The sequence below is a fragment of the Telluria sp. AZSoR62 genome, assembly GCF_058111565.1.
On record NZ_JBYTST010000012.1, the window covers coordinates 80,468 to 97,430 of the forward strand.

The following is a 16,963-nucleotide window of genomic DNA, read 5'->3' on the forward strand; positions in this document are numbered from 1 at the left end:
TCTGTCGCCTTAAGGTTGCGGGCCGGCGCTGCCGAGCTGGAAGGTGGGAGCCGGGATCTCGCCCAGGCACTTGGCGTCGAGCGGGGCTTGCGGCTTGTCGAGGAACGCGCGCAGCAGGCGCGGGGCGCAGCCGAGCTGCGAGACGCCGTGGCCGGCATTGTCCACGACTACCTGCTGGGCATGGGTCATGTACCTGGCGGCGGCGGCGGCGCGGTGCGGCGGCGTGACCGGATCGAGGGCGCCCGACAGCAGCAGGGCCGGGGTCGCGATCGGGCTCGGGCTGCGGTACGCCACGGCCGGCACGTTCATCGCCTTGCACATGGCCGGCATCTTGTCGGCCAGGGTCTTGGTCAGCTGGCCCACATCGGACTTGAGCAGCTCGGGCGTGAAGCGCGGGATGTCTTCGGCGCACACCACGGCCAGGTGCATCAGCATGGCCATGTTGCCTTCGGCGCCGAAGTCGCTGGCCAGGTTCTGGCGCGCCACGAAGGGCTGCCAGCGGCCCTGGGCCGCGTTGTGGATCAGGAAGGGCAGGCGGCGCGCGTCGGCCGGCGAATACAGGATGTTGTGCACGGTGCCCAGGAAGCGCGCCGAGGTCATCGACAGCGCCAGTGGTTTCGCGGTGCGCGGGTCGGTGATCGACAACTGCACCGGGCCGGCGGCCAGCTTGGCCACCAGGGCGTCGAAGTCGGCGCGCACGGTGGGGAAGGCCTTGTTGCAGGCGGGGTCCCTGGCGCACAGGGCAAAGGTCTTGTCGAGGGCGGCCTGGGCGTCGCGCGCGCCGGCCGGGATCACCTGGTCGGGCGCGGCCACGCCGTCGAGCACGATGCTGCGCAGGCTGGCCGGGTACAGGCGGGCATAGGCCTGGCCCAGGCGGGTGCCGTAGGAAGCGCCCCAGACGTTGACGGCGCCGTAGCCGAGCGCGCGGCGCACCAGCTCGATATCGCGCGCGCTGGCTTCGGTGGTGTAGGCGCTCCATGGCGCCTTGTTGGCGGCGATGCAGGCGCGCAGCTCGGCCTCCAGCTGCGCTTCGGTCATGGTCTCGTGCTCGGGCTTGTTCTTGCAATCGAGCTTGCCCGACAGGCCGGTGCCGCGCTGGTCGATGAAGACGATGTCGCGGGTGGCGCGCACGCGGCCGAAGGCCAGCGACAGCAGCTGCACCACGTCGCTGCCGGCCTGGCCGGGACCGCCGGCCAGCACGAACAGCGGGTCGCCCCGGGTGCCGTCGCGGTGCGCCGGCGCCACGGTGACGTGCAGCTTCATGCTGCCGGCGCGCGGGTTGGCGTGGTCGACCGGAACCTGCAGGCTGATGCAGCGCAGCGCATCGGTGGCGCCGGGCAAGTGGCAGCTGCGGCTGGCCGCGGGGACCGGCTTGGCTGCCGGGCCGGCGCTTGCTGCGCCGGTGGGCGCTGCCGCGCCGGCAGTCGATGCCGCCAGCCAGATGGCGGCGGCGGGCAGGAACGATCTTGTCTTCACACAATCTCCTCAGGGGTTGCCTGCATAGTAGGTTGCCATCGTTTTGCCGGTCAATAACTTAGTTGCAAGCTCGCACGAAATTATGCGGGAGAGCTTGATTGGCGCGGAAGGAGGCAGGGTCGGCAGGCGAGGGAGCGTAAAAAGCCACAGCGGGCGGCAGGCGGATTGACGCCTCTACCGTGAATCGGCTATCATCGTGGGCTTTCCCTTTGCTCGGGGAAGATAATAAGGCAGAGTCCGCTGCAGCAAGGGCGGAACCACCACAGTGAGCACTTTTAATTAGGAAGTCAACATGAAAACTTTTTCCGCTAAGGGCCATGAAGTCCAGCGCGACTGGTTTGTGATTGACGCGACGGACTTGGTCCTCGGACGTGTTGCCAGCGAAGTGGCACTCCGACTGCGCGGCAAACACAAGCCAGAATTCACTCCGCACGTCGATACCGGTGACTTTATCGTCGTCATCAACGCAGGCAAGCTGCGCGTGACCGGCACCAAGGCCACCAACAAGACGTACTACCGTCACTCGGGCTACCCGGGCGGTATCTACGAAACCAACTTCCTGAAAATGCAACAGCGCTTCCCGGGCCGTGCCCTGGAAAAGGCTGTCAAAGGCATGCTGCCGAAGGGCCCGCTGGGCTATGCAATGATCAAGAAGCTGAAAGTGTACGCGGAAGGTTCGCACCCGCACGCAGCACAGCAACCACAAGCACTGACCCTCTAAGGAACTGACATGATCGGTAACTACAACTACGGCACCGGCCGTCGCAAGAGTGCAGTCGCTCGCGTGTTCATCAAAGCGGGCACCGGCCTGATCATCGTGAACGGCAAGCCTGCGAACGAATACTTCTCGCGCGAAACCGGCCTGATGGTCATTCGCCAGCCACTGGAACTGACCGGCAACGTCGAGCGTTTCGACATCAAGGTCAACGTGCACGGCGGCGGCGAGTCCGGCCAAGCTGGTGCAGTGCGCCACGGCATCACCCGCGCCCTGATCGACTACGATGCAGGCCTCAAGGGCGACCTGGCACGTGCCGGTTTCGTCACCCGTGACGCCCGTGAAGTCGAGCGTAAGAAAGTCGGCCTGCGTAAAGCACGTCGCGCAAAGCAGTTCTCGAAGCGTTAATTCGACTTCGACAGCGCCCCTGGGCGCTGCTGCAAGAAAGCCGTCCTCCGCAAGGTGGGCGGCTTTTTGTTTTTGGGCCGCGGTTTTGCGGCAAGGTGCCGTGCGAGTACCTGCCCGCTAGCCGGCAGCCGGATGGCGAGCCCGGGCAAGGTTGGCGGCCAGCGCCGCCCGGTCATGGCGTTCCTGCTTCCACGCCGGCTGGCCAGGAGCGCTGCGCCAGGATTCGGCCAGCGGGCTGTGGTCGACGGTATCGAAGCCGAAGGCGTCGTACAGGCTCGTCACCAGTGCCACAGCCTCCGGATAATCGCTCGAGGTCGACAAGGCCACCCGGTCCGGCGCGCCCGGCGGCCGCGACCAGGCCGTGATGCGTGGCGCCTGGATATGGGTGAAGGCTTTCGCTACCCTGGATGTCGGCAACTGCTGCTGGCGCAGTTCGTGCACGGTCTTGTCCCCGCTATCGACCACGGCGAAATGACCGTCGCGCCAGGCCATGTAGTTGTTCGTATCGAGCACGATCTTTCCGGCGAGTTCGGCGACCGGCATGTCGTTGGTCATTTTGAGCGGCACGGCGATGACAACGAAGTCGCCTGCCGCGGCCGCGCCGGCCGCCGTAGCCGCGCGCGCTGCCGGCCCGAGTTCGCCGACCAGGCCGGCAAGCGTTTCCGGTCCGCGTGAATTGGCGATGACGACGTGGTAGCCGCTGGCGATGGCGGCGCAGGCGACCTGGCTGCCGACCTCGCCGGCGCCGATGATGCCGATGGTAGTCATGGGCATGACATTCCTCTCTGAGTTGAAATTTACCGTAACGACTATTACGATAACGGTCAGTATATAATTTTGACCTGTGATGCTGTCAAGGCATTTCTGTAGCAAACATTATTAAAAGGGGGAGGTCATGGGACGCCACCGTGAATTCGACGTGGAGACGGCGCTTGACGCCGCATTGTGCGTATTCTGGCGCAAGGGCTATGAAGGCACTTCCTATGTCGACCTTACCGAAGCGGCCGGGGTCGAGCGGCCTGCCCTGTATGCTGCCTTCGGTAACAAGGAAGCCTTGTTCCGCCAGGCTCTGGCTCGTTACAACGAACGCTACCTGGCCTACATTCCCGACGCCCTGGCGCTGCCGACCGCGCGAGAGGTGGCAGCCCATGTCCTGCACCGGGCAGTCGAGCTCAATACCATGTTCGACGACCAGCGCGGCTGCCTCGGCGTCAATGGCGTGCTGGCCGGCTCGGACAGCGCGGAACCCGTGCGCCAGGCCCTGATTGCGTTCCGGGCCGAAGGCGAGGGCCGGCTGCGCGAACGCTTCGAGCGCGCCAGGACGGAAGGAGACTTGCCGGCAACGGCAAGACCAGAGGCGTTGGCAGCTTTCCTGATGGCCGTCACCCATGGCATCGCCGTGCAGGCCAAGGCCGGCTTCAGCCGCGAGATGCTGCAGGCCGTCGCCGAGCAAGCCCTGGCGGCGTGGCCCGCCGGCCGCGCCGAACAGGCAGCCTAGGGGCATGCACAGGATATTCGGCGTTATGGTGCGGAATGCAAACATTGTTTGCATGGCAAGCACAGCTGTCCCAGGTGCCCCAGGAGGCACGCATTTTTCTGCGCTGTTAAAATGCAGCCTCGTCCTGAAAAGGTCATTTTTACATTACGAAGGAACAGAACATGATCAAAGTTGGCATCGTTGGCGGAACCGGATACACGGGCGTGGAATTGCTGCGGCTGTTGGCCGCGCGCCCCGACGTGCAGCTGACCGCGATCACCTCGCGCAAGGAAGACGGCCTGCCGGTGGCCGACATGTTCCCTTCGCTGCGGGGCAGCGTCGACCTGGCCTTCTCGAGCCCGGACAAGGCCGACCTGACCCAGTGCGACGTGGTGTTCTTCGCGACCCCGCACGGCGTGGCGATGGCGCAAGCGCCGGCCCTGCTGGCGGCCGGCGTCAAGGTGATCGACCTGGCGGCCGACTTCCGCCTGAAGGACCAGGCCACGTTCGAGAAGTGGTACAAGATCCCGCACACCGCGCCCGAGCTGCTCGAGGAAGCCGTGTACGGCCTGCCGGAACTGAACCGCGAGGCCATCAAGGGCGCGCGCCTGATCGCCAATCCGGGCTGCTACCCGACCACGATGCAGCTGGGCTTCTACCCGCTGTTGAAAGCCGGCGTCATCGACGCGGGCAACCTGATCGCCGACGCCAAGTCGGGCGTGTCCGGCGCCGGGCGCAAGGCCGAGATCGGCACGCTGTTCTCGGAATCGAGCGACAACTTCAAGGCCTACGGCGTGCACGGTCACCGCCACACGCCGGAAACCTCGGCCCAGCTGGCGCGCTTCACCGACCAGAAAGTCGGCCTGGTGTTCACCCCGCACCTGGTGCCGATGATCCGCGGCATGCACGCGACCCTGTACGCGCGCCTGACGAAGGACATCGACGATGCCGCCCTGCAGGCCCTGTTCGAGAACGAATACAAGGACAGCGCCTTTGTCGACGTGATGCCGTTCGGCTCGCACCCGGAAACCCGCTCGACCCGCGGCTCGAACATGCTGCGCCTGGCCGTGCACCGTCCGGACGGCGGCAACACCGTCGTCATCCTGGTGGTGCAGGACAATCTGGTCAAGGGCGCGTCCGGCCAGGCCGTGCAGTGCATGAACCTGATGTTCGGCCTGGACGAAACGACCGGCCTGAAGCACATCGCGCTGCTGCCTTGAGATTTCGCCTCCCGGCGAGGGCCGCGGACAGCGTTTCCGCGCGGCATTCTGGCAACACTTCCACCCTCCCGATCTAGATCAAGACCACCCCTGTTGAGCACGGTAAATTGACCAATGCACAGGTGATCTCGCGTTCCGGCAGCCGCCGCGGGCGCCATTCAGGAGGGGTGGAACATGTTCGGTCGACAAGTAAAGAGCGAGATTGACAGCCTGGTCGGCATCTCGGCCCGGATCGAGGGCGACCTGTGCTTTACCGGCGGACTGCGCATCGACGGTGAAGTGCACGGCAACGTGGTCGCGGCCGACGGCGCCGACAGCATGCTGATCGTCTCCGAGCACGCCCGCATCGAGGGCGAGGTGCGCTGCGCCAGCCTGGTGGTCAACGGTTATATCGCCGGCTCGGTGTATTCGTCGGAACTGCTTGAATTACAGCCGAAAGGCCGCATACATGGTGATGTCCATTACCGTTTGCTCGAGATGCACGGCGGCGCCCTCGTGACCGGGAAACTGACCCACGAACCAGCCGGCGAACCGGTGTTTCATCTGGCCGACGCCGAGGCAGGGTCCGCAGCATGACTTGCCACTAGGGTCTATAATGGGCGTAATTCGAAATTCACCAGGAGTTCTCCCATGACCGCAGTCGTCGAAGTGCAAGACCTTGACACGATCCCCGTCCCGATCAACTTCACCGACAGCGCGGCACAAAAAGTTGCACAGCTGATCGAAGAAGAAGGCAATCCCGACCTCAAGCTGCGCGTCTTCGTGCAGGGTGGCGGCTGCTCCGGCTTCCAGTACGGCTTCACGTTCGACGAAATCGTCAACGAAGACGACACCACGATGGAAAAGAACGGCGTCCAGCTGCTGATCGACTCGATGAGCTACCAGTACCTGGTCGGCGCCGAGATCGACTACAAAGACGACCTCGAAGGCGCCCAGTTCGTCATCAAGAACCCGAACGCCCAGTCGACCTGCGGTTGCGGCTCCTCGTTCTCGGCGTAAAGTTCCCCCAGGCCGCCCGGTGATCCGGGCAGTCGACGGCCCGGTTGATCCGGGCCGTTTCTATTTGTGCGCCGATTGTTATGCCGGATACAGGGCGCCCAGGATGCGCGGTCCGCGTGCGCCGGTGACGGCCGCCAGATTGCCCGGCTCGCGCTGGGCGAAGCGGTAGCCCAGCCAGGCGAAGGCCAGCGCCTCGACCCGGTTCGGCGCCACGCCCAGGGCCGCCGTCGATTCCACCTGCACGCCGCCCAGCGCGGCGCCGATGTCGCGCAGCAAGGTAGCGTTATAGGCGCCGCCGCCACAGACATAGATCGCTTCCACGCCCGTGCTGCCGCCGCGGATCGCTTCTGCAATCGTGACGGCCGTCAGGCGCGTCAGCGTCGCCATGACGTCCTGCGGCGTCACCTCGGAGAATCCCGCCAGCTTTTTATCGAGCCATTGGTCGTGGAACAGGTCGCGGCCCGTGCTCTTGGGCGCCGGCTGGCGGAAATAGGGCTCGTCCAGCAGCGCCTGCAGCAGCGGCTCATCGACACTGCCGCCCGCGGCCCAGGCGCCGTCCTCGTCATACGGCTTGCCCAGGTGGCGGCCGATCCACAAATCCATCAAGACATTGCCCGGCCCGGTGTCGAAACCGGTCACGCGGCCATCGCCGTGCAGCACGCTGATGTTGCCGATCCCGCCGATATTCACCACCACGCGCGCGGTGCCCGGCTTGCCGAAGGCGGCGTCGTGGAAGGCCGGCACCAGCGGCGCGCCCTGGCCGCCGGCCGCCACGTCGCGGGTGCGGAAGTCGGCAATGACGTCGATGCCCGTGAGCTCGGCCAGCAGCGCCGGATTGTTGGTCTGGCGCGTGAAACCCAGTTCCGGGCGGTGGCGGATGGTCTGGCCATGCACGGCCACGGCCGTCACCGGCACGCTTGCCGATGGCATCAGCTGGCGCACGCAGTCGGCATAGCACAGCGCCAGCGCGTTGGCGGCCAGGGCCTCGCGTTCCAGTTCGTTCTCGCTGGCCGCCTGCAGCGCCATCAGTTCGCTGCGCAGCTCCGCAGGGAAGGGCGTGAAGGCGGCGCCGAGCGAGCGGATGCTGCCACCCGCGAAGTCGGCCAGCACGCCGTCGACGCCGTCGAGGCTGGTGCCGGACATCAGGCCGATGTAGAGGGAAGGGGAGGGGCTCATAGGGCGTTCTCGCTCGATTGACATGGGACAGCGCGGGCGGTGCCGGCGCCCCTGCATACTAAACGGTGCGCCCGAAAAGCGGAAGGCGGGCCGGGCAGCCGCCGGCGTGACAAATGACGCATTTGCAGCAGGGCCGTGTCTGCTACCCTGAGTCAAAACCATTCAGGAGAGCATTGTGAACAAGGTCGCCATCGTTGTACAAGGTCTTTGCTGGCTGGCGCTGGCCGGCACGGCGCAGGCAGCTCCAATGGTGTCGCATTTTCCGAAGCAGGGGCTCGGCCAGTTCCTGGCGGACCAGTTCGACCTGGCCTCGATCCGCAGTTCCTTCGGCCCGCGCCGCACGCCCGGCCAGCGCACCTTCGCGGACTTCCAGCTGAAGCCGACCCGGGTTACGGAGTCGCTGGCCGAGTTTGCGCGCCCCGACTGGTTCTACCAGATGGTGGTCACCGAGCGGCGGGATATCAATGGGGACGGTATCGAGGACCTGGCGGTCTGTTTTACCGACAAGGCGGTGGGAGCGGGCAATTACGATGCGCAGCATGGCCTTCTGGTGACCCGCTATGCTCCCAATGGCTATGCGCTTGCGCTCGACTACCATATCGATGCCTGCGCCTCCGTGCGGGAGGCAGCGGTGCGCAGCAGCGCTGCGGCGGTGGGGCGGCAACCCCCGGAAGCGCCGTATTACGAGACGCTCGGGCGCTTCATCTACGCCTACCACCGCGAAGGCGTCTCGATCGACGAAATGAACAACCCGGAACTGGCCCGGCGCGGCCCGCCCGAACTTGCAGCACGCGCTCGCGGCATGGCGCAACAATTCGACTGGATCCTGCATGGCGAGATCAAACCGCCCGAATCGGAGCTGAAGGACATCTTGCGCGAGGCGGTGGCGATCAGCGCGGCAATCCGGGAATGGCATCAGAGCGCCAAGCCGTAAAACGCACACCCAAGTCAAACATGAACGCCCCGCGGCATGCACGATGCGGCGGGGCGTTTCGTGTCGTGCCTGCGTCCTAGCGCTTGCCGCCGGCGATCAATACGGCCGCACCCGCCACGATGGCAGCCAGGCTGGCCCACAAGGGGATATTCACCTGTTTCTCTTCCTCGACAGACAGGTTGAACGGCCCGACGCTGGCCTTGTGCGTGTCCTGGGTAAAGCTGAAGCCTCCCAGCGCGGCGCCGAGCAGGCCTGCGACGAGGAGGACGATGCCGATGATCCTGGTGCTGTTCATTTTTATTATCCTTTTGGTTTTATGTGAAGAACTGCCGGTCAGTCATCGTTCCTGCGGTTGGGCACGACGCGCGGCAGGCGCGCGGAAATGACGACACCGTCATCTTCGTTCGAGATCACCGAGACTTCGCCCTCGTGCGCTGCGACAATTTGTTTGACGACATACAGCCCCAGCCCCAGGTTCTGGGTGCGTGCAGAGGCGCGCTCGCTCGCCGGACGGATGGCGAAACGCTTGACCGGGTCGAACAGCGTGCGCAGCTTGGCCGGCGAAATGGGATCGGCCTGGTTTCGCACTTCGTAGATGACTTCGGCCGGCAGTCCGCGCAGGGCGACCTTGACCGCTGCCTCCGGCCGGCCATGCTGGACGGCATTCGAAATGAGGTTGGAGAAGGCCTGCGACATGCGCGCGCCGTCCCAGGCGCCGGTCAGGTCGCCCTCGACCAGCAGGTCGATCGTGCGGTCCGGATGGAAGGTGCGCGCTTCGTCGACCACGCCCTGGCTGATCTCCGCCAGATCGACGGTGTGCGGATCGACCGGAATGCCCTCGCCGAGGTGGGTGGTGGAAAAGTCCAGCAGGTCGCGGACGATCGCGTCCATCCGTTTCGAGCTGTTGAAGATGCGCAGGGCGACCTTCAGCACTTTCGCCGGCAGGGTCTGGTCCTGCAGCAGCACCTGGGCGCCCATGCTGATGGCGCCCAGCGGCGTGCGGACATCGTGGCCGAGAATGGCCAGGAACAGGTTCTGGGCTTCGCGCAGCATCTTTGCGTAGCGCGCCATGGATTCGGTCTGGGCCTGGTCGATCGACTCGTTAAAGCGGATCATGTCCTGGATGTCGCCGGCGGTCGCGATCTCGGCCTGGCGCGCCCACAGGCGCAGCACGCTCGAGCGCAGGGCCCGGTATTCCGCCATCACCTGCTCGCCGGTAAAGCCCGAGGCGACCCGGTCGGCTGCGTGGATCTCGGCCGCGGTATCGTCGGTCGCCTGCGGGCCCTGGCCCTTGGACTTGGCAATGCTCTCATGCTCGGCCTGGGGTGTGTCCAGGTCGGTGGCAACCACTTTCAGGACGGCCGCAGCATGGTCCCGCAGTTCTTTTTTATTGGCATTGGCAAGTGGTTCGAGGGTCGACGCGAAGTCTTCCCACTCCTGCAAGATGCATTCAAGATTATTGCGGATAAAGTCTGATAATTTCATTGATTTCCTGAATGTGCCTGGGTGGTGCATGCGCTGTTCTGAAGTAGCGTGCGCACCTGTAGTAATAGGTCTTCTGCAAGGAACGGTTTGCGCAGGAAAGCGTCGTACGCCTTTCCGCCGGCTACCTTGCACTGCATGGAGCCGCTCATCAGCAAGATGGGGAAATGCCCATCGGCGGGTCGGGATTTGAGTTGCTCGCTCAACTCCAGCCCGGTCATGCCCGGCATGCAGCAATCGGAAATGAGCAGCTCGGGCTGCTGGCGCGAGATGCGCGCCATTGCTTCCGACGCGCTCAATACGACGCTGACGTCGTAGCCGTGGGACTCCAGCATCATCGAGCAGTTTTCCGCCAGGTCCGAATCATCGTCTGCTATTAAAATCATGCTTCTCTCCTTAGGTGGGACGGGTGTCACGACGCTTGCAGGCAAAGCCGGCGGCCGCAGCCGCCAGCTTGGCATCAGCGCTGCGGCACCACGATCACCGTGTCGCCGGTCCTGCCCTTGTCGCCTTTTTCGCCGTCGACACCCTGGTCGCCGGTGTCGCCGGTCTTGCCCTTGGCGCCGTCGTAGCCGGTCGCGCCGGTATCGCCCTGCACGCCTTCTGCGCCGGTAGCGCCGGTCACGCCCATGGCGCCGGTATCACCCGTGGCGCCGGTCGCGCCGGTCGCTCCAGCCTGGGCTTCGGCGCCGGTGGCACCGGTGGCGCCGGTCGCGCCAGGCGCACCGGCCGGACCGGCAACCACCTGGACGACCGGCGGCGGCGCTTCGCGCTGGCAGGCCGACAGGGTGAAGGTAGCGGCGAGGGCGAGCAGAATGAGGGAATGTTTCATGGTGAATCCTTGTGTGGGTCGTGCGCCGCAGCAGGCGAACGGCGCGACGGCGTCGGGCAGCGTTGCATGGCGGGAGGGGAAATCGGCCCGGAGGCGCTGCCCCAGGTCAGGATCGGGAGGCGGTAGCGGGGAAGTGGGACCATCATGCTCCGCCGCTTGAGGTAGTTCCGTTCGGAACCGAACACAAGTTCTTGCCGTCCTGCAGTTTGCAGGCGGCGTCCTTCCCATCAAGCTGTTCGCTGCATGCGCTCGCTGATATCGAGCCCGATGCCGCGGTAGCCCACAAAGGCACTGGCTGCGTCGAACATCGGTTCGCCGCTCACTTGCAGGTACTGGATCCGCCCGTCCGGCAGGGTACGGCTGTAGACGAAGTCGAGGAAGGGCTGGCGGTTCGCGATGTTGGCGTCGAGTGTTGCCCGTTCTTCGACGTTCCAGCCGGCCACCGCCAGTTCCTCGGCAGTTGCAGCATGGCTGATGCCGAGCATTTCTTCCACCGGGCCCGAGAATTGCGTCAGCTTGCCCGTGGCATCCTGCTCCCAATACCAGTCCGACGACAGCTCCGTGAAGCGCTGGAAACGCGCTTCGCTCTGCCGCAGCTCGGCCGTGCGCTCGAGCACGGTCTGCTCGAGCAGGCGGTTGTGGTCGTTCAGCCTGCGGTAGAGCAGGCGCACTTCCAGCATGTTGTGGATGCGGGTCTGCATTTCCACGAAATCGAAAGGCTTGCTGACGAAGTCCTTTGCGCCCGCCTGCAGGGCGCGCAGCTTGTGCGCCGGCTGGGCCGTGATCACCAGTACCGGCAGGTAGCCGCCGTCTTCGATTTCCTTGAGCGCCTCGATCACCTCGAAGCCGTCCATCTCCGGCATCTGCAGGTCGAGCAGGATCAGGTCGAAACGGTGCTCCCGGTGCAGCGCGCGCACCGTGCGCGGATCCTGGGTGGTCGTGACGTTCCGGTAGCCCTCGTTGTGCAGCATCATTTCGAGCAGCATGACGTTCGCTTCCTGGTCATCCACGATCAGGATGGTGGCGTTCAGAATTTCGCTGGCTTCAAGCATGGCAGTTCCGTGGATGGTCATCGTCGTGGTGAGGTGGGAGTTGGTCGTCGGGCGGCACCGGGCAGTAGGCGGCGGCGTGCACCAGCGCGAGATCGAGCGCATTCATGAATTCGTGCACGCGGATCGGCTTGGTCAGGTAACGGAAGAAGCCCGCTTCCAGCCCTTTTTCGATATCGCGCGGCACCGCATTGGCCGATAGCGCCAGCACCGGGATGTGGGCCGTGAGTGGATCCTCGCGCAGGCGTTTCAGTGCGCCGTAGCCGCTCATGCCCGGCAAATTGATGTCCATCAGGATCACGTCCGGCAGGTAGGCGCGCGCCAGCTCGATGCCGAGGTGGGCGTCGATGGCCGTGAGCAGTTTCAGGTCGCCCCGACGCGCGATCAATTGCTCGACCAGGGCGAGATTGGCCGGGTTGTCTTCGACGTACAGCAGGGTCGGCTGCTCGCCCAGTTCCTTCGGAACGACCGGGCGGCGCTCGAGCGAGTCTTCGTCGATGTTGTCCAGCAGCAGGGTCGGCGGCGCCGAGGCTGCGAACTCCACCCAGAACACCGTTCCCACGTCGACGATGCTGTCCACACCGATGCGTCCACCCATCAGCTCGACCAATTGTCGGGTGACGACTAGCCCGATGCCGGTGCCTTCTTCGACGCTGTCGTGCTGGCCGAGGCGGTTGAATGGCTGGAACAATTGCGCCAGCTGCTCGGCCGAGAGGCCGGCGCCGGTATCCTTGACGCTGATGCGCACGCGCTCGGTGCCGCTGTTGGCGCACTGCACGATGACGCTGCCGCCCAGGCCGTTGTATTTGATGGCGTTCGACAGCAGGTTGATCATGACCTGCTTGATGCGGGTGCGGTCGGCATGCACATAAAACACATTGTCGGGCGAGGGGAAGCTCATCCCGATACCGCGCTTGGTGGCCTGCGGCTCGATCATGCCCTTGCAGTCCTGCAGCACCTCGTTGATCGACATCGATTCCTGCGACATCGTCACCTTGCCTGCCTCGATCATGGTCAGGTCGAGGATCTCGTTGATCAGGCGCAGCAGGTACCAGCCGCCTTTCAGGATCTGGTCGATCGAGCGCTGCTGGCGCGGTTCCGGCGCCGGAACTTCCGAGCCCATCAGCTGGGCAAAGCCAAGCACCGCATTGAGCGGCGTGCGCAGCTCGTGGCTCATGCTCGAGAGGAATTCGGATTTGGCCAGGTTGGCCTTGTCGGCCGCTTCGCGGGCGGCGTGCAGCTCGACATTGGTTTCCTGCAGCGCGTGTTCGAACTGCTTGCGCTCGGTGACGTCGCGCGCCGCGGCAAACACGCCCTGCAGCTTGCGGTCGCGGTCGTGCAGCGTGGTCGCGTTGAACGAGACCACCGTCTGCTTGCCGTCGCAGGCCAGCACCGTCAGTTCGTAATTCCTGACCTTGCCTTCCTGGAGCACGCGGGCAATGGCCTCATCGCTGCGCTGCGTCTCGGTAAAGCAGCTCCTGAACGGTGAACCGATCAGTTCGTCGCGGGTACGGCCGGTCAGCATTTCCATCTGCTGGTTGACGTCGCTGATGATGCCGCAGGGATCGGTGGTGATCAGCGGGTCGATGTTCGATTCGATCAGCGAGCGGGTATAGAACTGCTGGTCGCGCAGGCGCTGGTCGAGCAGTTCCTGCTCGGCTTCCACCTGCTTGCGGGCGGTGTTGTCGGTGCCGATCAGCAAAAAGCCGATGACTTCATCCTTCGCGCCGCGCAGGGCCGTGACCGAGACCAGTGCCGGGAAGCGGGTGCCGTCGGCGCGGATATAGGTCAGCTCGTAGATGTCTTCGATGCCGCGCACGGCCTTGTAGACCAGCGCCTCGAAGCCGGGCCGGATCGTGGCGCCGGACTCCAGGCTCAGTGCGGCCGCGCGCTCGATCAGCTCCTTGGCATCCGAAATGCTGGCCGGGGTCAGCTTGTTGACCACGTCCTTCGGGGCGTAGCCGAGCATGCGCTGGGCGCCGACATTGAAGATCTGGATCACGCCTTCGGCATCGGTGGCGATGCTGGAGAAATTTTCGCTGTTGAAGATCGCGTCCTGCAGCGCGCCGGCCTTGAGCAGGGACTCGGCGGGGGCCGGTTCCTGTTCCTTCATGATCTTGCGCTGGCGCGCCTGGCGCCTGGCCACGACCAGCAGGCCGGCCAGCACGCACAGCAGCAAGCCGAGGCTGGCGCCGATGCGCAGCGCAGCCGCGCTGCTGACGGCGCCCTCGTCGAGGGCCATCGCGCTGACCAGGAGCAGCACGATGAAGGTGGCAGTAAAGCCGGTCGCCATCAGGCGCTCGACGGAGAGATGTCGCTTGTTTTGCATTGGTACTAACTAAAATGGAACAACGGGCGCCATCCGGCGCCAGGGGATGACTGCAATAAAGAAGCTCAGGCGGCGCGCACGGGCTGGCCGTCGGGCCGGCGTTGCCGCAGGTCCGGCAGCAGGCGCGCAAATTCCTTCTTGACCACCCCGTAGCATTCGCACACCTGGCCTTCGAGACCGACCCGGTCGAGCACGGTGATGTGGCCGCGCCGCGAGCTGATATACCCACGCAGCTGCAGCCTGCCGGCAGCCTCGGTCACGCCTTCGCGCCGTACGCCCAGCATGTTCGAGATCAATTCCTGAGTCATCCTGAGTTCGCCGGATCCGAGGCGGTCGAGCGTCAGCAGCAGCCAGCGGCACAATTGCTGTTCAACACTATGGTGGCGGTTGCACACGGCTGTCTGCGACATATGGGTCAGCAAGGCCTGGGTGTAGCGCAGGAACATGCGCATGGCCGGACCGCCACGGTCGAATTCTTCCGCCAGGATCCGCACCGGCAGCCGGAAGCCGAAGCCGCCGGTCTGGATCACGGCACGGCTCGGCGTGCTGCTGCCGCCCATGAACAGGGACACACCCAGCATGCCCTCGTTACCGACCCCGGCAATCTCCGATGAACCGCCGTTTTCCAGCAGGTAGTGGATCGAAATGATGGCCGTCGTCGGAAAATAGACGTAATCGGGTTTGGCGCCGGACTCGGACAGGACGTCGCCAAGGAGCAGTGGTAAGAGCTCGAGGTGAGGAGCGACGCGGTCGAATTCTTCGTCGAGCAGGGCAGCGAGAAGCTGGTTCTGGTTGGGGTCTTGCCGAGATTGCATACTGCCTTATTGTTCAGTCAGGAAAGACTGATTAAGGGGCAGGGTAGCATGCGATTTACCTGAAACCTACAACTATCTGGGCTGCAATAAATAAAGGAAGTTGCGCGTGCTACCGAACGGAACGGGCTCCTGTAGAGGTAGATATTCAAGCAACGGGAGCAAAAAAGCTGTCAATACAACGCGCTCCGGCATTTCCAAACTTGCATGACCTCGTGCTGAGAATTCGGGAAATGATCTACTAGAAAGTACCGATATGCGCCTCGACCGCGGCTATGCAGCAATCACAGGATTCTCGGCCACCGGCTGGCACAATCCTCTCGCGTCGCCGCTTGTGGCGCTGGCAGCGGGCCGGATCGCCGCCCTGGCCTGGGCCTTCCAGCAACAGGGCTGGGCCTGCTGCATTCCCCTGATCGCCGTCCTTGCCGGAAAGACCGCCCGGCTGGCTGGAAGAACCTATTCGAAATGGTAGAGCAGGCCATGCCTGCCTGCACCAAACAAAACGCCCCGCTGCATCCAGGATGCGGCGGGGCGTTGTTACGTCAGGAGACGACGGTCAGCGGGCTGCCATGGCGTTGCCGCTCGGTGCCAGCAGCGAGAAACGGTGGTTCATTTCGGCTGCGGCCATGCGGAAGCGGTTCAGTTCGGCCGGGGTCAGCGGCTGCTGGGCCAGCGACTTGAAGCGGTTCGGATCCTTGGCGTCGCCTGCAACGCGGAACTCGTAGTGCAGGTGAGGGCCGGTCGACCAGCCGGTCGAGCCGACATAGCCGATGACCTGGCCCTGGCTGACCTTGGCGCCCTTGCGCAGGCCGGGAGCGAAGCGGCTCATGTGGGCGTACGCGGTGCTGTAGTTCGACCAGTGCTTCAGGACAACCTGGTTGCCGTAGCCACCGCTGTTGCCGGCGAAGTCGATCGTACCGTCGGCGACTGCGCGGATCGGGGTGCCCGTGGTTGCCGCGTAGTCGACGCCCTTGTGTGCTTTCCACTTGCCCGACAGCGGGTGCACGCGCATCGAGAAGCCCGACGAGATACGCGAGAATTCCAGCGGCGACTTGAGGAAGGCCTTTTTCAGGGCCTTGCCGTCGAGGCTGTAGTAACCGCCCTGCTTGGTGACCGGGTCTTCGAACCAGACCGACTGGTAGGCCACGCCGCGGTTGACGAATTCGCCGGCCAGCACGCGGCCGGTTTTCACCAGTTCGCCGTCGAGCCAGAAGGTTTCGTACACGACGTTGAAACGGTCGCCGCGCTTGATGTCCGAACGGAAGTCGATGTTGGTCGAGAACATCTCGATCATTTCGCGAACGATCGAGTCCGGCATGCTGCCGCCGTCGACGTTCGAGTCGGTGGCCGAGAACAGCGAGCCCTTGATTTCGCGCGAACGCATCTCGACGCGGCGCTCGAGCTTGGCCGGCGCTTCGATGGCGACGAAGTCTTCGCCCTTGCGCTCGACCGTCACCTGGCGTGCTTCGCCGCCCTTGGTGTCGGTGATGGTGGCGCGCATCGACAGCAGCAGGCCGTTTTCATCGGTTTCGGCCTGGATGCGCTTGCCGGTCTTGAGCGACAGCAGGCGGCGGGCGGTTTTATCGGTACGGACGAATTTTTGCGCTTGGGCGTCGTCGACACCGAGGCGGTTGAAGAGGGAGCCGAGCGAATCGCCAGGGCGGATGCGCTCTTCATGGATGAATTGCTGCTCGTTTTGCTGGAGGGCGGCGATCTGGTCTGCCAGGTTCGGCATTTCCAGGTTCTGCTGGATCGACTTGACGGCCACGTCGGACGTGTCGGCAGTGATCGGCGAGACACCAATGGCGCTGAAGGCGCACGCGCTCAGGAACACGGCGCCGGCGCTGAGGATACGCGCCTTGCGGGTGACCGGCACCAGCTGGAGCAGGCTTTTAGGGGTAATTTTATGTGTAATGTTCATGCAATCAGTTAAAATTTGCGGCTGAACTTCCAGGATTCCTTCTTCTTGTCATCTTGAAAAGATGTTGACAGGAAACAGAAACGGGATCGGGCATTATACCAAAAGATCTGGTCCTACAACCGCTTTAGCCAAT

The 16,963-nt window shown here is 64.3% G+C and carries 19 protein-coding genes; 8 read left to right on the plus strand and 11 right to left on the minus strand.

Annotated features, from left to right (window positions below; genetic code table 11):
* Nucleotides 1-9 precede the first annotated feature (9 nt).
* Nucleotides 10-1,476: an alpha/beta hydrolase gene (locus AC3XQU_RS18270; RefSeq protein WP_489875581.1), complete on the minus strand. Its 1,467-nt coding sequence runs from the start codon at nucleotides 1,474-1,476 to the stop codon at nucleotides 10-12.
* A 292-nt stretch (nucleotides 1,477-1,768) separates the two neighbouring features.
* Between AC3XQU_RS18270 and rplM the strand changes: the two genes are divergently transcribed.
* Nucleotides 1,769-2,197 carry a 50S ribosomal protein L13 gene (gene rplM / locus AC3XQU_RS18275; protein ID WP_091874105.1) on the plus strand — a complete coding sequence of 143 codons (429 nt, stop codon included), beginning with the start codon at nucleotides 1,769-1,771 and terminating at the stop codon, nucleotides 2,195-2,197.
* A gap of 9 nt (nucleotides 2,198-2,206) precedes the next feature.
* On the plus strand, nucleotides 2,207-2,599 hold the full coding sequence (gene rpsI / locus AC3XQU_RS18280; RefSeq protein WP_259211456.1) for a 30S ribosomal protein S9: 393 nt from the start codon (nucleotides 2,207-2,209) through the stop codon (nucleotides 2,597-2,599).
* A gap of 117 nt (nucleotides 2,600-2,716) precedes the next feature.
* Here rpsI and AC3XQU_RS18285 read toward each other — a convergent pair whose 3' ends face one another.
* Nucleotides 2,717-3,373, minus strand: coding sequence for an NADPH-dependent F420 reductase (locus AC3XQU_RS18285; RefSeq protein WP_489875582.1), 657 nt, complete (start codon nucleotides 3,371-3,373; stop codon nucleotides 2,717-2,719).
* Nucleotides 3,374-3,494: 121 nt separating this feature from the next.
* On the opposite strand from AC3XQU_RS18285, the gene AC3XQU_RS18290 reads away from it, so the two are divergent.
* The 4 genes from AC3XQU_RS18290 to erpA all read left to right on the plus strand — a co-directional run bounded on the left by AC3XQU_RS18290 (nucleotide 3,495) and on the right by erpA (nucleotide 6,295).
* Nucleotides 3,495-4,097 (plus strand): TetR/AcrR family transcriptional regulator, encoded by a 603-nt coding sequence (locus tag AC3XQU_RS18290; RefSeq protein WP_489875583.1) that lies wholly within the window; start codon nucleotides 3,495-3,497, stop codon nucleotides 4,095-4,097.
* A 161-nt stretch (nucleotides 4,098-4,258) separates the two neighbouring features.
* The gene (argC, locus tag AC3XQU_RS18295; RefSeq protein WP_489875584.1) at nucleotides 4,259-5,296 is read left to right on the plus strand and encodes an N-acetyl-gamma-glutamyl-phosphate reductase; all 1,038 of its coding nucleotides are present in this window, start codon (nucleotides 4,259-4,261) and stop codon (nucleotides 5,294-5,296) included.
* A 174-nt stretch (nucleotides 5,297-5,470) separates the two neighbouring features.
* The gene (locus AC3XQU_RS18300) at nucleotides 5,471-5,872 is read left to right on the plus strand and encodes a bactofilin family protein (RefSeq protein WP_489875585.1); all 402 of its coding nucleotides are present in this window, start codon (nucleotides 5,471-5,473) and stop codon (nucleotides 5,870-5,872) included.
* Nucleotides 5,873-5,926: 54 nt separating this feature from the next.
* On the plus strand, nucleotides 5,927-6,295 hold the full coding sequence (erpA, locus tag AC3XQU_RS18305) for an iron-sulfur cluster insertion protein ErpA (protein WP_489875586.1): 369 nt from the start codon (nucleotides 5,927-5,929) through the stop codon (nucleotides 6,293-6,295).
* A gap of 78 nt (nucleotides 6,296-6,373) precedes the next feature.
* Here erpA and AC3XQU_RS18310 read toward each other — a convergent pair whose 3' ends face one another.
* A complete protein-coding gene (locus tag AC3XQU_RS18310) occupies nucleotides 6,374-7,471 on the minus strand; it encodes an anhydro-N-acetylmuramic acid kinase (RefSeq protein ID WP_489875587.1) in 1,098 nt (365 codons plus the stop codon).
* Between the two features lie 175 nt (nucleotides 7,472-7,646).
* On the opposite strand from AC3XQU_RS18310, the gene AC3XQU_RS18315 reads away from it, so the two are divergent.
* Nucleotides 7,647-8,405, plus strand: a complete 759-nt coding sequence (locus AC3XQU_RS18315) for a hypothetical protein (RefSeq protein WP_489875588.1) — start codon at nucleotides 7,647-7,649, stop codon at nucleotides 8,403-8,405.
* Between the two features lie 76 nt (nucleotides 8,406-8,481).
* On the opposite strand, the gene AC3XQU_RS18320 is transcribed toward AC3XQU_RS18315, so the two are convergent.
* From AC3XQU_RS18320 to AC3XQU_RS18350, 7 genes are all read right to left on the minus strand, one after another.
* On the minus strand, nucleotides 8,482-8,700 hold the full coding sequence (locus AC3XQU_RS18320; protein ID WP_489875589.1) for a hypothetical protein: 219 nt from the start codon (nucleotides 8,698-8,700) through the stop codon (nucleotides 8,482-8,484).
* A 38-nt stretch (nucleotides 8,701-8,738) separates the two neighbouring features.
* Complete coding sequence (locus AC3XQU_RS18325) at nucleotides 8,739-9,890, minus strand: ATP-binding protein (RefSeq protein ID WP_489875590.1); 1,152 nt, start codon at nucleotides 9,888-9,890, stop codon at nucleotides 8,739-8,741.
* On the minus strand, nucleotides 9,887-10,273 hold the full coding sequence (locus AC3XQU_RS18330; protein ID WP_489875591.1) for a response regulator: 387 nt from the start codon (nucleotides 10,271-10,273) through the stop codon (nucleotides 9,887-9,889). Before AC3XQU_RS18330 ends, AC3XQU_RS18325 begins: the two co-directional genes overlap by 4 nt.
* A 74-nt stretch (nucleotides 10,274-10,347) precedes the next feature.
* Nucleotides 10,348-10,719 (minus strand): collagen-like protein, encoded by a 372-nt coding sequence (locus AC3XQU_RS18335; protein ID WP_489875592.1) that lies wholly within the window; start codon nucleotides 10,717-10,719, stop codon nucleotides 10,348-10,350.
* Nucleotides 10,720-10,946: 227 nt separating this feature from the next.
* The gene (locus tag AC3XQU_RS18340; RefSeq protein WP_489875593.1) at nucleotides 10,947-11,771 is read right to left on the minus strand and encodes a response regulator; all 825 of its coding nucleotides are present in this window, start codon (nucleotides 11,769-11,771) and stop codon (nucleotides 10,947-10,949) included.
* A complete protein-coding gene (locus AC3XQU_RS18345) occupies nucleotides 11,764-13,881 on the minus strand; it encodes a PAS domain-containing hybrid sensor histidine kinase/response regulator (RefSeq protein ID WP_489875659.1) in 2,118 nt (705 codons plus the stop codon). Before AC3XQU_RS18345 ends, AC3XQU_RS18340 begins: the two co-directional genes overlap by 8 nt.
* A gap of 281 nt (nucleotides 13,882-14,162) precedes the next feature.
* On the minus strand, nucleotides 14,163-14,912 hold the full coding sequence (locus AC3XQU_RS18350; RefSeq protein WP_489875594.1) for a Crp/Fnr family transcriptional regulator: 750 nt from the start codon (nucleotides 14,910-14,912) through the stop codon (nucleotides 14,163-14,165).
* A gap of 253 nt (nucleotides 14,913-15,165) precedes the next feature.
* On the opposite strand from AC3XQU_RS18350, the gene AC3XQU_RS18355 reads away from it, so the two are divergent.
* Nucleotides 15,166-15,381, plus strand: coding sequence for a hypothetical protein (locus AC3XQU_RS18355; protein ID WP_489875595.1), 216 nt, complete (start codon nucleotides 15,166-15,168; stop codon nucleotides 15,379-15,381).
* A gap of 84 nt (nucleotides 15,382-15,465) precedes the next feature.
* On the opposite strand, the gene AC3XQU_RS18360 is transcribed toward AC3XQU_RS18355, so the two are convergent.
* Nucleotides 15,466-16,830, minus strand: coding sequence for a M23 family metallopeptidase (locus AC3XQU_RS18360; RefSeq protein ID WP_489875596.1), 1,365 nt, complete (start codon nucleotides 16,828-16,830; stop codon nucleotides 15,466-15,468).
* Nucleotides 16,831-16,963: the final 133 nt, after the last annotated feature.

Bases quoted from the DNA above. Each gene is read 5' to 3' on its own strand.
- rplM (WP_091874105.1), top strand. From the start codon at position 1,769: ATGAAAACTTTTTCCGCTAAGGGCCATGAAGTCCAGCGCGACTGGTTT.
- rpsI (WP_259211456.1), top strand. From the start codon at position 2,207: ATGATCGGTAACTACAACTACGGCACCGGCCGTCGCAAGAGTGCAGTC.
- AC3XQU_RS18285 (WP_489875582.1), bottom strand. From the start codon at position 3,373: ATGCCCATGACTACCATCGGCATCATCGGCGCCGGCGAGGTCGGCAGC.
- AC3XQU_RS18290 (WP_489875583.1), top strand. From the start codon at position 3,495: ATGGGACGCCACCGTGAATTCGACGTGGAGACGGCGCTTGACGCCGCA.
- argC (WP_489875584.1), top strand. From the start codon at position 4,259: ATGATCAAAGTTGGCATCGTTGGCGGAACCGGATACACGGGCGTGGAA.
- AC3XQU_RS18300 (WP_489875585.1), top strand. From the start codon at position 5,471: ATGTTCGGTCGACAAGTAAAGAGCGAGATTGACAGCCTGGTCGGCATC.
- erpA (WP_489875586.1), top strand. From the start codon at position 5,927: ATGACCGCAGTCGTCGAAGTGCAAGACCTTGACACGATCCCCGTCCCG.
- AC3XQU_RS18310 (WP_489875587.1), bottom strand. From the start codon at position 7,471: ATGAGCCCCTCCCCTTCCCTCTACATCGGCCTGATGTCCGGCACCAGC.
- AC3XQU_RS18320 (WP_489875589.1), bottom strand. From the start codon at position 8,700: ATGAACAGCACCAGGATCATCGGCATCGTCCTCCTCGTCGCAGGCCTG.
- AC3XQU_RS18325 (WP_489875590.1), bottom strand. From the start codon at position 9,890: ATGAAATTATCAGACTTTATCCGCAATAATCTTGAATGCATCTTGCAG.
- AC3XQU_RS18330 (WP_489875591.1), bottom strand. From the start codon at position 10,273: ATGATTTTAATAGCAGACGATGATTCGGACCTGGCGGAAAACTGCTCG.
- AC3XQU_RS18335 (WP_489875592.1), bottom strand. From the start codon at position 10,719: ATGAAACATTCCCTCATTCTGCTCGCCCTCGCCGCTACCTTCACCCTG.
- AC3XQU_RS18340 (WP_489875593.1), bottom strand. From the start codon at position 11,771: ATGCTTGAAGCCAGCGAAATTCTGAACGCCACCATCCTGATCGTGGAT.
- AC3XQU_RS18345 (WP_489875659.1), bottom strand. From the start codon at position 13,881: ATGAAGGAACAGGAACCGGCCCCCGCCGAGTCCCTGCTCAAGGCCGGC.
- AC3XQU_RS18350 (WP_489875594.1), bottom strand. From the start codon at position 14,912: ATGCAATCTCGGCAAGACCCCAACCAGAACCAGCTTCTCGCTGCCCTG.
- AC3XQU_RS18355 (WP_489875595.1), top strand. From the start codon at position 15,166: ATGCGCCTCGACCGCGGCTATGCAGCAATCACAGGATTCTCGGCCACC.
- AC3XQU_RS18360 (WP_489875596.1), bottom strand. From the start codon at position 16,830: ATGAACATTACACATAAAATTACCCCTAAAAGCCTGCTCCAGCTGGTG.